We start from the raw sequence: 13,078 nt of genomic DNA on the forward strand, positions 1-13,078 counted from the left end.
AGAGTCTTTTCCGCGGGGGCAGTCTGGATTGCTTCGCTGCGCTCGCAATGACGGGTTAGGATGCAGCGACGCCACTGGTCCAGCTTCGCCCGTAAGGAGACACTATGCTCACCGTCTATCATCTCGGCAAATCGCAATCCGAACGCATCGTCTGGCTCTGCGAGGAGCTCGGGATTCCCTATGAGCTGAAGCGCTATGCGCGCGATTCCGTCACCATGTTGGCCCCGCCGGACTACAAGGCGTTGCATCCGATCGGTGCTGCGCCCGTCATCGCCGACGGCGATCTGGTGCTGGCCGAATCAGGCGCCATCGTCGACTACATCATTGCCAAATACGGCAATCGCCGGCTCGTGCTCCGCACTGACGATCCCGACTTCGCGCAATTCCTCTACTGGTTTCACTTCGCCAACGGCACCTTGCAGGCCGGCATGGGCCGGCTGATGCTGCTGAACCGGCTCAAGCTCACGGACGACAATCCGCTGCTGGTTGCCATCAGGGCGCGCGTCGACCGTGCCTTCGACCTTGTCGATGCGCGTGTACGTGATGCCGAATATCTGGCAGGCAGCGCCTTCACCACGGCCGATATCATGACCGTCTTCACGCTCACCACGATGCGCTATTTCCAGCCCTATGATCTCCAGCGCTGTCCGAACGTGGTCAAATATCTCGGCCGCGTCAGTGCGCGTCCGGCCTACCGTCGCGCGATGGAGAAGGGCGATCCGGGCATGGCGCTGCTGCTCAGCTGAGCGGACGATCAGGCGATCTTGTTCGTGGTCGCCGACCGCGCTGCCGCCAGCTGCTTCTGCAGGCGATCGATGTTCTGCAGCAGGCGCTGGCTGGTCAGCACCAGGAAATAATAGCCGAACTGCGGGTCCTGGAAGTAGATCTCGAGTAGGCGGTCATAGGTGATCGTGAGCACCTGGCCGTCTTCGATGCATTCGATCGTTCCGGTGCGGCGGTTGTCGGGCGTGAGGAAACCGAGCTCCCCCATCAGCGCCCCGGGCCCGATCTCGACGCCGATCTCCTTGACCAGGAACTTGCCGGTGACGGTGAGGAGCATCTCCTGGGCCGAATCGCCAAGTTTGAACAGGGTGTCGCCGCGGCGATATTTGCGCTCGGTCATGAACGGCTTGAGCCACTCGATCGACATGTCGCCTTCGGCGGCATGGCGCGCCTTCTTGACCAGCTTGAGCATCTGCCGCAGCCGAAGTGCGTTGATCGGAAGCATCAAGAGATAGAGCAGGAACGTCGAGACGTTGGCGGAGAGCGCGCCGAAGATGGCGAAGAACGCGCAGCCGATCATGTTGGCGACGCGCAAGGGCACCATCGTCCGCATCAGGAGAGTGGCGACGAAGAAGCCGGCGCCGATCGTAGCGAACAAATTGGCCAGCGTGATGTTGTGGACGAAGATCTCCAGCAGCCGGTTGAAGATCGCGTCCCAGGTGACGTTGTTGGGGTCAAGGCCCATCTGGACCAGGATCTTCGCGATCCTGAGATTGTCCGTGGCCGCATCGAGAATGCGGTCAAGGATCGAGGAGATGTCTGCGCTGCCGGACGGCATGGTACTATCCCTGCGTAAGGCCTTCAGTCCTGGGCGGTAGGCTCGACACGTATAGCCGAAATCGAATGACGACCGCTTGAATGAAACCTTCGGTCGCCGTTCCGCAACAGGCAAATTTTAGCCCGAACCGTCGTTTCGGCAATTGCCCGTTCGTTGCGCGCATGGTCTCCGGCCGCCCCGTGATTCGGGGGACGGCCGGTGGACTTCAGCGTCCGGAAGTGGCGCTCCGCGCCAAAAAGGTCAGCCGGTGGGCCTACGGCTTGACGGCAGGCTGGATGACCTGCTGCTCGACGAAGGTCAGGTGCCCGGGCAGCGAACCGGCACGCAGCTGCATGGCGATACTGTTGGCCTCCTCCAGGGTGAAATTGCCCGAGATCTGGACCGAGCCGCCGGTAATGGGCTCGCGGATCACGGGGGCCGAGATCACCGTGTCGTCGAGCGCGATGGCGATGGGCTTGCCGATATTCTCTTCAGTGAGATGGGCGAAACGTCGCGTGCCGCGTCCGTTGAAGCGGAAGGAGACGACCGGATCCTTCGTGCCGGGCGCGAAGCTAGGCGCCGCATCGCTGACATCCTCCCCGTCGAGCGCGCTCTCCTTGGCGACCAGGTAGGGCCGCTTGTCCTTGAACCCGAGCAAGACTTCCGTGCCCTCGGGCGGCTTTCCGGATTGCGCCAGCTCTGCTGGCATCGAAACATCGACCTGGCGGAGGCTGACCTTGACCCTCCGGGCGAAGATCGCGGTGACGCGCTCGGGATCGGTGACGCCGGGCAGGAAGATGCGAATACGATCAGGCCCGTCAGGGACGGCGCTGACAAGTTTGATGCCAGCATCCTTGAGACGCTGCTCGATCATCGCGATGGAATCGCCGACCAGCTCGGTCAGCCGTGCCTTGGATGCTGCATCGGTCGGCGCGAGCCGGACAGCTCCGTCGCCGCCATCGGTCACGGAAACTGCGTGCGACGGCACGCCTTCCGCGGCTGCGGCGAGCTTGCGCGCGAGCTGATCGCGTGCCTTGGCGTCGGCGATCTTCACATCGACGCCGCCGTCGCGGATCGCAAGATTGGAGAAGGCGATATGGCCGTCGTGCAAGACCTTGTAGACGTCGTCGCGCAGGTCCGTGACCACGCTGTCGCGCAAGCCCTCGCTGTCGACCTTGTAGATGATGCGTGATCCGCCCAACTTCTCCATCTTGTCGCCGACGAAGGCCGCGATCTTGGCGCGCATCTTGTCGAACTGGTCATCGGCGAGTGCGGCGCGCGGCAGGACGATCGCCGACGCGGAGATCACCGACGTCATGGCGAACGCAAGGATCAGTCCTCTGGTGCGGTCCCGCCGGGGTGTAGTCATGATCACCTCACGTCTTGCGGCAGGACGCTGGCAGATGAGCCCAATGCCAGTTCTTGGTACCCGGATCGGGCGGAGAGGTTCAAAAGCCCGTCGGGCGAGGTTTATCGCCGCAGCCGGTAGGCAATGGACGAACGCCAAATCATCCATCATTCTGGTTCCGCTCGGCCGGCCAATCGGCCGAGGCCCCCGCCGCACCAAATGTCAAAAGACAGGCGGCGAGGGACTGGATCTGAGGGAGGACGGAATTCCATGGCGGGCATTCACGCGCTCGATCGGCTCATCGGCAATGAGTATCCGGGGCTTTTGACGGACGAGGAGGTCCGGGCCTTCGAGCAGGTCCCGTACGCCGACCGGGTCGCGGCCGAGAGCACCTATGACGCCATCAGGCTTGGGGCCGCGCGCAACCCCGACGGCGCGGTGATCCAGTTTCTGCAAAATGCCGATCCCGCCGACACGCCTGTTGTGGTCACCTATCGTGACTTCATTGCGCGCGTCACGCAGGCGGCCAACATGTTTCACGCGCTCGGCGCCGAGAAGGGAGACGTCATCTCGTTCATGTTGCCGCTGCTGCCCGATGCCTTCGTGACGCTGTTCGGGGCCGAGGCCGCCGGCATCGCCAATCCCGTCAACCCGCTGCTCGAGCCGCATCAGATTGCGGAGATCCTGGAAGCGGCGAGCACGAAGATCCTGGTGGCGCTCGGGCCGATGCCGGGCACCGACATCTGGCAGAAGGTCGAGCAGATCCGCCCCTCACTCAGGCACCTAAAGGCGATCGTGCAGGTGGCTGGTGGCGGCGATCCTGAGAAGGGCATCTTCGCGTTCAACGATCTGATCAAGCAGCAGCCGGCGGACCGGCTTGTCAGCGGGCGCAAGATTCTCGGCAGCGACATCGCGGCCTATTTCCATACCGGCGGCACGACCGGCACGCCAAAGCTTGTGCGGCATACCCACACCAACCAAGTCTATCAGGCCTGGGCGCTCAACCTGCTGCTGAAGGCGAAGCCCGGCGCGAACATGCTGTTCGGCATGCCGCTGTTTCATGTCGGCGGCTCGCTGACGCAGGTCCTGGCGACACTGTCTGCCGGCGGCTCGTTGGTCGTGCTGTCGCCGAGCGGCTGGCGCAATCCGAACGCTGTGAAGAACATCTGGGGCCTGGTCGAGCGCTTCAAGGTCGAGGCATTATCGAGCGTGCCGACGGTGCTTGCCGCAACGCTCGCGGTGCCGCCGGGCCATGCCGATATCTCAAGCCTGAAATACGCTGCCGGCGGTGGCTCCGCGATTCCGGTTGCCGTCGGCTCGGCGATCCAGGACAAGCTCAAGCTGCCGGTGGTCGAGGTCTACGGCATGACCGAGACCTCGAGCGTGCATACGCTGGCTTATCCTTCACGTCCGATCCGGCTCGGCTCGGTCGGTCTTCCCATGCCTTACGCACGCGTGCGCATCGTGCAACTGGATGCCGACGGCAATCTGATCCGCGACTGCAAGGTGGACGAGATCGGCGTCGTCATCATGGCCGGGCCCGGCGTGTTCGGCGGCTATCTCAATGATGCCCACAACAAGGGTGCCTTCGTCGACAAGGTCTGGGTCAATTCCGGCGATCTCGGCCGGTTGGACGCCGATGGCTATCTCTGGATCACCGGTCGCGCCAAGGACCTCGTGATCCGCGGTGGCCACAACATCGATCCGGCCCCGATCGAGGAGATCATGTTCCGCCATCCAGCCGTGGGGTTTGCCGCGGTGGTCGGCCAGCCCGACGCTTACGCCGGCGAGCTGCCGGTCGGCTATGTCCAGTTGAAGCCCGGCGCGTCAGTCGAGCCGGGCGAGCTCGAAGCGTGGGTGCGTGAGCGCACGCCGGAGCGCGCCGCCGTGCCGGTGCAAGTCATCCCGATCGACCCGATGCCGGTGACCGGCGTCGGCAAGGTCTTCAAGCCACAGCTGCGCTGGGATGCGGCGCAGCGCGTGTTCACCAAGGTGCTGATGCCGCTCACCGAGCGCGGCATCGACTGCAAGGTGAAGGTCGGCGCTCATGGCAGCCACGGCTCGATCGCGACCGTGACACTTGCGGGCTTGCCGGCCGACCAGCGTGAGGCCGTCGCTGGCGAGGTGCATACGCTACTCGCGCCGTTCGTGATGCGGCACGAGGTGGTGCAGGCCTAGCGTCGCACCCACTCCGCAGTCGCGTTACGCCGGCATCGCGGTCTCAATCAAGCGCACCCAGAACGAAGCGCCGTGGCCGAGGATGTTGTCGTTGAAGACGTAGGCCGGGTGGTGGCATGCCGGGCTGTCGCCCATGCCCACCAGCACCATTGCGCCGGGGCGCTCTTGCAGCATGAAGGAAAAATCCTCCGCCCCCATCATCGGGACAATGCGGTCGTTGACGCGCTCGGCGCCGACGATGTCACGGGCGACGTCGGCGGCGACGCCGGCTTCGCGCGCATGGTTCAAGGTCACCGGATACATGCGCGTGTATTTCGTCTCCGCCGAGCCGCCATAGGCCCGGGCGACGCTGTCGGCGACTTCGCCGATCCGGCGCTCGACGAGATCGCGTACCTCGGGATCGAGCGTGCGCACGGTGCCGCTGAGCTCGGCGGTCTCCGGGATGATGTTGAAGGCGGTGCCGGCGTGGAATTGCGTGATCGAGACCACCGCCGACTGCAGTGGATTGACGTTGCGCGCGACGATCGATTGCAGCGCGCCCACGATCTGCGAGCCGATCAGAACGCTGTCGATCGCCTGGTGCGGCGTGGCGCCGGCATGGCCGCCCTTGCCGCGGACGGTGATCTGGATGTTGTCGGAGGAGGCGAGCAGCGGGCCCGCCGTGGTTGCGAAATGGCCTTCGGCGAGACCCGGCATGTTGTGCATGCCGTAGACCTGGTCGATGTTCCAGCGCGTCATCAGCCCGTCCTCGACCATGGCCTTGCCGCCGCCGCCGCCTTCCTCGGCGGGCTGGAAGATCACGACCGCGGTGCCGTCGAAATTGCGCGTCTCGGCGAGGTACTTTGCCGCGCCGAGCAGCATCGCGGTGTGGCCGTCATGACCGCAGGCGTGCATCTTGCCCGGGATCTTCGAGACGTAGGGCACATCGGCGGTTTCCATGATTGGCAGCGCGTCCATGTCGGCGCGCAGGCCGATCGCCTTGCCGGAGGTGGACTTGCGGCCACGGATGACGCCGACGACCCCGGTGCGGCCGATGCCCGTTACCACCTCGTCGCAGCCGAATTCCCGCAATTTGTCGGCGACGATGCCGGCCGTGCGGTGGACTTCGTAAAGCAGCTCCGGGTTCTCGTGGAAGTCATGGCGCCAGGCGGCCATTTCATCGGAGAGGGCGGCGATGCGGTTGACGATGGGCATGGGTTTGCGTCCGTTTCTTCTTCGTGGGGCGGGTTAGCGTCGCGTAACCCACCGGCTGGTGTGGCGGCGGATCATCTGGCGGTTCCAAGCGGCGGGCGGCGGCCTAAGCGTGTGGCGCCGGCCAAAATGCTTTGTACGCCGTGATTTGGCAGAGGGGGAGGGCGAAACAAGCGGTGCGGCAAGCAGGTAGGGAATGAGGGGATGATTGGGGCTGAATAGGTATCATGGTCCGCGAGGACGCGGGCCACCTCGGCCCAGAGACTGTGAGCGGCCACCAGCAAACATTAACTGTCAGTCACGGATCTTTGACTGACAGATATTGAAATCTGTCAGCGAGACGTGTATATCCGTTCTTGGACGCTCCGATTGGGCGTCTGGCGGCATCCCGGAAGCCCGACGTCCCAGCAAATGGGGATCGAGGGTCGAAATTGAACAACGGGGACCGCCAATGATTGGAGACTTACGACAATGACGACCGAAATCATCAATCTCACCGGGACGATTGGGCATTGGCTCAATTTGCTGGTTGCGCGCCAGATCGCGGCGCAGGCTGCAAAACTGCCTCATTAAGGCGAGAGCTTTCCGAACCGACCGGTATGGGCGCTTCGGTAAGCATCCATCGCCGGGTAACTGGACCCTAAACGGGAACATGGTGCTGGCATGAACGAAGCCGTTGTTTTGACGCCGGAGCGGATTCTCGAAGTGACCGAGGACGTGTTGCGGCGCTACGGACTTGCCAAGGCCACTGTGGTCGATGTTGCCCGTGCGCTCGATGTGAGCCACGGCAGCGTCTATCGCCACTTCCCGAGCAAGGCCTCGCTACGCGAGGCTGTCGCCAAACGCTGGCTCGACCGCATTGATGCGCCGCTTCTGGCGATCGCGAACGAGCAGGGCCCCGCGCCCGACAGGCTCGATCGCTGGCTGCGCACCCTGTTCGCGGCCAAGCGCTCGCGCGTGCTCGACGACCCCGAGATGTTTGACACCTATCTGACGCTGGCGCGCGAAGCCTGCGCCGCCGTCAAGTGCCACAAGGACACCATGATCGACCAGATCGCGGCGATCCTGACTGACGGCGTGAAGCAGGGCGAGTTCGCGGCGACCGACGTTAAAACGACGGCGCGCGCGCTGTTCGACGCGACCTGCCGCTTCCATCATCCGGCCCATGCCGACGAGTGGAAGGATGCCGAGCTGCCTGCGCGCGTGGACGCGACCCTTGCGCTGCTGCTGCGCGGTTTGAAGGGTTAGATTCCGGCTTAGCTGACCCGTTTGCCCTGAAGCATAGCGCCGTCGCGAAGCGAGCGCGCCGGCGAACTGTGTTTTCGCGGCTGAAAGGCGCCGTCGGACGACGGCACGACCGGCGGACTCTCCGGATAGACAGAGATCGCAATCTCGACGTCGTCCTTCGATCGCTTTCGAAGCCGCTCGAATGTGAGTTCCTGATCCAGCGTCGGGCAGCGGAAGTGGACGACTGCGGTATCCGGCAGGCGGCAGAGCTCGTCGATGAGATCGCCGACTGTGATGATGGGGGGATGCGCGACTGCCTTGTGATGAATCTTACTCATGACCCTCTACTCCTTCACTCTGCTAACAGGAACGGAATAGCCTCTGTTCCAATCCGCTCGGCAGATTGAGAAATTTCATGTCATTCGGAAAACGGCAGCGCTGTTGCTAAATCCGCGTCAGCCCGCAAGCCGCGGCCAGCCGCACCAGTTGTGCGTCCGTGCGCGCGCCGGTCTTGGTCTTGATCAGATAGTGATAATTCTGCACCGTCTTGACGCTGAGATTGAGCTGCGCCGCGATCTCCTCGGTCGTGGCGCCCCCGGCGAACTGGCGCAGAATCTCGATCTCGCGCTCGCCCAATTGATCCAGCACCGATCCCGCCGACAGGCTGTCCTCTGCGAGCACATGTGCGATGTCGTCGCTCATGGCCCGCTCGCCGCGCGCGACGCTTCGGATCGCGTTGACGACAGCGGAAGGCGCGCTGCTCTTGGTGACGAAGCCGGAGGCGCCGGCATTGAAGGCGGCTTTCACCAGCACGGCCTCGTTGTGCATGGTGAAGACGAGGATGCGCGCCCGCGGGTTGCGCGCGCGGATGTTGCGGATCGCCTCGAGCCCTGAGGCGCCCGGCATCGAGATGTCCATCACCACGACATCGGGCTCATGAACCTTGAAGGCGCTGTAGGCATCTGCCGCGTTGTCGGCCTCCGCCACGACATGGAGATCGCCCTGGCTCTCCAGCACGCGCCTGTAGCCCTGGCGGACGATCGGATGGTCGTCGACCAGGAGCACGGAGACGCCTGTGGTTGCGACCTCGCTCATGACAGCCTCACGCAGCAAGCGGAATCGTCGCGGCGACGCTGAGGCCACGCCTTGCAGGCAGGATCGACAGCGAGCCGCCGGCCGCCGTGACGCGCTCGCGGATGCCGGTGAGGCCGAAGCCGGCGGAGCGTGCCACGCGGGCCGCATCGCCGCCGCCGTCGTCCTCGACACGGATCAGCAGCACGCCGTCCTCGCCTGCGCATCGTTCGACATGCAACGAGATCTCGCGCGCCGCACCATGGCGTAGCGCATTGGTCAGGCATTCCTGGGCGACGCGATAGGCAGTGGTGGCAGCCGGGCCGCTGATGTCGGTGAGGTCGCCCTTGAGGTCGAGCTGGATCGTTGGCTGCGTCGTACTCTGCGAGCGCCAGCTGTCGACGAGGTTGACGAGGCTCGCCCCGAGCCCGAGCTCCTCGGGCAGCGGATTGCGCAGGCGCTTCAGCGCATCGCGCAGCGAGGCCATCAGATGATGCGTGGCCTGCGAGATCATGCGTGCATCCTGCGCGATGCCATTATCGGTCTGCCGCGCGCTCGCGGTCTCGATCGTGTTGGCGAAAGCCAGGATCGCCGAAAGATTCTGCCCGAACTCGTCATGCAGCTCGCGGGCAAGCGCGCGTCGCTCATCGTCGCGGATCTCGATCAGGCGCCGTGTCAGCGCGGCGCGCTGCTCGGTGGCCTCCTCGAGCCGGCTGCCGAGCGCGTCGACGGCGCCGCCGATCATGGCGAGCTCCATGGAGCGGAAGCGCGGCAGCTTGGTGCGATACTGGCCGCGCGCCATGCGTTGCAGGGCGGTCACGATGGTGCGTGCCGGCGCCAGCGTGTGCGCGATCGCAAGCGAGGCGAGCAGCGCGATCGCCGCCGCCATCAAAAGCGCAACGTCTGTTACGTTGAGAACGTATTCCCAGGCGAGCGAGATTGAGGCGGCTTGGTCGGGTGTCGCAACCACCGTTCCGGCGGCTGCGGCTCGGGGGCTGATGGGGCGCACCACCTCGGCATGGCTGCCGAGGAAGGTCGGAACGATGGCGGCGAACCAGCGCGGCGGGGTCCGGCCGATCCCTTGGCTCTGGCCGCAGAGCGGTTTTTCGAATGCGGTGGCCGGCTGGAACTCGACGCAGACACCGGGTGCAATCAACTTCACCGTCTCAACTGTGCGCCATTCCGGAACCGGCACGAGATGCTCACGAATCCTGCTGCTGCGCAGCAACAGCTCGTGCCAGTACAGGCCCTGGAGCGCCTGCGCGACCCGCTGCGCGGACGCCGCGGTCGCCCGGTCGACGCTGCGATAGGCATCGAAGGTAGCCCATATGGTTGCCGCGCCCAGGCACAGCGCAACGATGAGAAGCAGACGGGCGACAAGCTGAAGCACGAGGCGCATGCGATCACCCCAAAGTTTGATAAGCTCAGCCTAACAACGCCGCCGCGCCTTGCCAATTGCAGGGTTCGGACCGGATGGCAGCTCGGGCAAATTTCCCAAGCCGGATTGGGCATGGGTCTTTGGACCCGAAGCGGCGGCTTTGATCTAATCGGGTGGAGACGTCGCAGGCCAATCCCTGCAAGTCAGGAGCGATGCAGCATGAGTTCGATGACGATTGGACCGATCGCGGCCGCGGCTGCCGACCCATCCGAGCGCAGCGCGCTGCTGTTCTGGATGATCTTCACGGGGCTCTCGATCTTCGCCGCGGTGCTGCTGTGGCGCTTCGGCCTGATCCATCTGATGCTGACCTCGGACCGGACGTACATTTCGAGCGTGATCGCGGCACTCTATCTCGTTACCTGCGGCCACTGCTTCCTGCGCACGCGGGCGATTGCCCGTGAAGGTGCCGCCGCCCGGCGCTGCCGCGCGGTGCTGGCGGCGCCAGATGGCGGCAAGGTGCTCGATGCGCGCGCCACCGCGCTGCCGCACGGGCTGGTGCGCGACCACATCGAAAGCCTGGTGACGAAGGCCGCGGCGCAGGATTACCGCCCGGTCGACCAGACGCTGCTGCTGCGGACGCTCGCCGACCGCCTGCGCGGCTCCAACGGGTTCGGCGCCTTCGTCTCCGACACGCTGATGAAGCTCGGCCTGCTCGGCACCATCATCGGCTTCATCATCATGCTGGCGCCGATCGCCGGGCTGGACGCCGCCGACAAGGTCGCGATGCGTTCCTCGATGGGGCTGATGAGCGACGGCATGGCGGTCGCGATGTACACGACGCTCGCGGGCCTCGTCGGCTCCATCCTGGTTCGCATCCAGTACTACATGCTCGATGCCGCGACCCAGCGGGTGTTCTCGGATGCAGTGGTGCTGACAGAGACCTATGTGACGCCGGTTCTCGAGCGCAGGGGATCCGAAATCAAGGGCGCTGGAACGCCGTCATGATGGATGATTTCGGCCTCTATCCGCGCGAGGAGCCGTTCGATCCCCTGGGCGTGATGCTGTTCAAGGCGCTCCAGGTGGTCGCCTTCCTGTTCTTCCTCGCGCTGCTGGCGGTCTCGCCCGATGCCAAGGAGGGCAAGATCGACTCCAAAGCCGAGTTCATGATCACACTGGACTGGCCGGACAATCATCCCGACGATCTCGACCTGTTCGTGCAGGATCCCGCCGGTAACATCGCCTGGTATCGCCACCGCGAGGCCGGCTTCCTCACGCTCGATCGCGACGACCGCGGCGGGGCCAATGACTTCATCATGGTCAACGGCAAGAAGATCGCTTCCCCCATCCGCGAGGAAATCGTCACGCTGCGCGGCATCGTCCCCGGCGAATACACCGTCAACGTCTCGCACTTTGTCGCCACGACCGGCGAGCCCGTGACGGCCAATGTGAAGGTGCAGAAGCTCAACCCGACCGCGCAGGTGGTCTTCGACAACAAGTTCACGCTCGACCACACCGGTGACGAGAAGACCGCGGTGCGATTCCGGCTCGATGCCGAGGGCAAGGTCATCGATGTAAGCCAGCGGCCGAAATCGCTGATGGAGACCTTTCGCAGCACCTGGCGCAACGGAGCCGATCTCGACCCGAGGACCGGTGTGAGCAAGAACGCTACGAGGATCCGCCGTGATTAATTTGCAGGCGGTCATCCTTTCGCTATCCGTAGCCTATGCGGTGATCGGGGCGCTGCTGTTGGTCGTGCTGGTCTATGCGCGGCTGCACTGGTCACTGAAGGCGATCGCCGTCGTCGTGACCAGCGCGTTCTATGTCGTGAGCTTCACGGAAATGCGTGGGTTGCTCGGCTGGGCCAGCAGCGAGCGGCTGCCGACCGCCTTCAAGCTGCTCAAGGCGCGGATCGTCGAGCCGCATTCGCTGGAGGGCGATCCCGGGTCGATCTATCTGTGGGTCGAGGAACTCGACGAAGATCATCGTCCGAGTGGCATTCCGCGGGCCTTCCGCGTTCCCTACAACGACACCCTGGCCGACAAGACCCATGCGGCGGAGAACGAGATTGCGGCGGGCCATCCGCAAGGCGGGCGCGCGGCGGACTTTGGCGGCGGCGAGGGCAGCCTGATCGACATGGTCCGGGAATATGTGACGCCCAAGGTCATCCTTGAGACCAGCGGCGGCGATTCCTCGACCGGTGAGTTCAATGCCCCACCGGCCGGCGCGCAGGGAGCGGTGTTTACACCCCTGCCGCCGCCCCGGATGCCGCCCAAGGACGAGCAATAGGCCCTTCACCATCGCGGCCGCCTGGCGCTGGTCAACTGCCTTGCGCTGGCGCATCTTGTTGACCTCCCTCAAATTGGCTTTATCGGCTTCCAATAAGATTATGAGGGTGGAGGGTGTGTGCTTCTCGCTGTCTTTTCGGATATCCACGGCAACCGGCAGGCGTTCGAGGCGTGCCTTAAGGTGGCCCGCGCGAAGGGCACGGAGCGGTTCATCCTGCTCGGTGATTTTGTCGGTTATGGCGCCGACCCGGAATGGGTCGTCGACACCGCCATGGATCTGGTCACCCGTGGCGCCGTCGCCGTGCGCGGCAACCATGACGAAGCCGTCAACACGACCTCCGAGAACATGAATAACGAGGCGCAGATCGCGATCGAGTGGACTCGCGGGCGGCTTGACGCAGCACAGCGGCGGTTCCTGGCCGAACTGCCGATGCTGGTGGAGGACAGCGACCGCCTGTTCGTGCATTCGGAAGCTTCGAGCCCCAAGCGGTGGCATTACGTCCGCTCGACCGCGGATGCCGCCAAGAGCCTGATCGCAACGCCGGCCCATGTCACTTTCTGCGGCCACATTCATCGGCCCGCGCTCTATTCGATGTCGGTGACGGCGAAGATGACGAGCTTCGTGCCCAAGACCGATGTGCCGGTGCAGCTGCTGCGCGGCCGGCAATGGCTCGCCGTGCTCGGCTCGGTCGGCCAGCCGCGCGATGGCGATCCCTCCGCGTCCTTCGTGCTGTTCGACACGGACTCGTGCCAGATCACCTATTGCCGCGTGCCCTATGACATTGCGAGCGCGGCAAACAAGATCCGCGAGAACGGCCTGCCGCCCTGGCTCGCCGATCGGCTGTCGCAGGGGCGCTAGA

General features: G+C 64.5%; 13 protein-coding genes. 7 read left to right on the top strand and 6 right to left on the bottom strand.

The window, feature by feature from the left end; translation table 11 throughout:
- The first annotated feature begins 104 nt into the window (after positions 1 to 104).
- Positions 105 to 746 carry a glutathione S-transferase family protein gene (locus L6639_RS32640; RefSeq protein WP_237865710.1) on the top strand — a complete coding sequence of 214 codons (642 nt, stop codon included), beginning with the start codon at positions 105 to 107 and terminating at the stop codon, positions 744 to 746.
- 8 nt (positions 747 to 754) lie between these two features.
- On the opposite strand, the gene L6639_RS32645 is transcribed toward L6639_RS32640, so the two are convergent.
- Positions 755 to 1,561: a Crp/Fnr family transcriptional regulator gene (locus L6639_RS32645; protein ID WP_237865711.1), complete on the bottom strand. Its 807-nt coding sequence runs from the start codon at positions 1,559 to 1,561 to the stop codon at positions 755 to 757.
- A gap of 253 nt (positions 1,562 to 1,814) precedes the next feature.
- A complete protein-coding gene (locus L6639_RS32650) occupies positions 1,815 to 2,909 on the bottom strand; it encodes a SecDF P1 head subdomain-containing protein (RefSeq protein WP_237865712.1) in 1,095 nt (364 codons plus the stop codon).
- Between the two features lie 249 nt (positions 2,910 to 3,158).
- Here L6639_RS32650 and L6639_RS32655 point away from each other — a divergent pair, with 249 nt between their 5' ends.
- Entirely contained in the window at positions 3,159 to 5,066 is a 1,908-nt protein-coding gene (locus L6639_RS32655; RefSeq protein WP_237865713.1) for an acyl-CoA synthetase, read from the top strand.
- A gap of 24 nt (positions 5,067 to 5,090) precedes the next feature.
- On the opposite strand, the gene L6639_RS32660 is transcribed toward L6639_RS32655, so the two are convergent.
- Complete coding sequence (locus L6639_RS32660; protein WP_237865714.1) at positions 5,091 to 6,260, bottom strand: M20 aminoacylase family protein; 1,170 nt, start codon at positions 6,258 to 6,260, stop codon at positions 5,091 to 5,093.
- Positions 6,261 to 6,920: 660 nt separating this feature from the next.
- On the opposite strand from L6639_RS32660, the gene L6639_RS32665 reads away from it, so the two are divergent.
- Positions 6,921 to 7,505, top strand: a complete 585-nt coding sequence (locus tag L6639_RS32665; protein ID WP_237865715.1) for a TetR/AcrR family transcriptional regulator — start codon at positions 6,921 to 6,923, stop codon at positions 7,503 to 7,505.
- Between the two features lie 8 nt (positions 7,506 to 7,513).
- On the opposite strand, the gene L6639_RS32670 is transcribed toward L6639_RS32665, so the two are convergent.
- The 3 genes from L6639_RS32670 to L6639_RS32680 all read right to left on the bottom strand — a co-directional run bounded on the left by L6639_RS32670 (position 7,514) and on the right by L6639_RS32680 (position 9,954).
- Positions 7,514 to 7,822 carry a hypothetical protein gene (locus L6639_RS32670; RefSeq protein WP_237865716.1) on the bottom strand — a complete coding sequence of 103 codons (309 nt, stop codon included), beginning with the start codon at positions 7,820 to 7,822 and terminating at the stop codon, positions 7,514 to 7,516.
- 106 nt (positions 7,823 to 7,928) lie between these two features.
- On the bottom strand, positions 7,929 to 8,579 hold the full coding sequence (locus L6639_RS32675; RefSeq protein WP_237865717.1) for a response regulator: 651 nt from the start codon (positions 8,577 to 8,579) through the stop codon (positions 7,929 to 7,931).
- A gap of 7 nt (positions 8,580 to 8,586) precedes the next feature.
- Positions 8,587 to 9,954, bottom strand: a complete 1,368-nt coding sequence (locus L6639_RS32680; protein WP_237865718.1) for a sensor histidine kinase — start codon at positions 9,952 to 9,954, stop codon at positions 8,587 to 8,589.
- Positions 9,955 to 10,152: 198 nt separating this feature from the next.
- Between L6639_RS32680 and L6639_RS32685 the strand changes: the two genes are divergently transcribed.
- The 4 genes from L6639_RS32685 to L6639_RS32700 all read left to right on the top strand — a co-directional run bounded on the left by L6639_RS32685 (position 10,153) and on the right by L6639_RS32700 (position 13,077).
- Positions 10,153 to 10,938: a MotA/TolQ/ExbB proton channel family protein gene (locus tag L6639_RS32685; protein ID WP_237865719.1), complete on the top strand. Its 786-nt coding sequence runs from the start codon at positions 10,153 to 10,155 to the stop codon at positions 10,936 to 10,938.
- Complete coding sequence (locus tag L6639_RS32690; RefSeq protein WP_237865720.1) at positions 10,935 to 11,621, top strand: hypothetical protein; 687 nt, start codon at positions 10,935 to 10,937, stop codon at positions 11,619 to 11,621. Before L6639_RS32685 ends, L6639_RS32690 begins: the two co-directional genes overlap by 4 nt.
- On the top strand, positions 11,614 to 12,219 hold the full coding sequence (locus L6639_RS32695) for a hypothetical protein (RefSeq protein ID WP_237865721.1): 606 nt from the start codon (positions 11,614 to 11,616) through the stop codon (positions 12,217 to 12,219). Before L6639_RS32690 ends, L6639_RS32695 begins: the two co-directional genes overlap by 8 nt.
- 117 nt (positions 12,220 to 12,336) lie before the next feature.
- Entirely contained in the window at positions 12,337 to 13,077 is a 741-nt protein-coding gene (locus L6639_RS32700) for a metallophosphoesterase family protein (RefSeq protein WP_237865722.1), read from the top strand.
- Position 13,078: the final 1 nt, after the last annotated feature.

The sequence above is a fragment of the Bradyrhizobium zhengyangense genome (genome assembly GCF_022012555.1).
In the GTDB taxonomy this organism is placed as follows: domain Bacteria; phylum Pseudomonadota; class Alphaproteobacteria; order Rhizobiales; family Xanthobacteraceae; genus Bradyrhizobium; species Bradyrhizobium zhengyangense.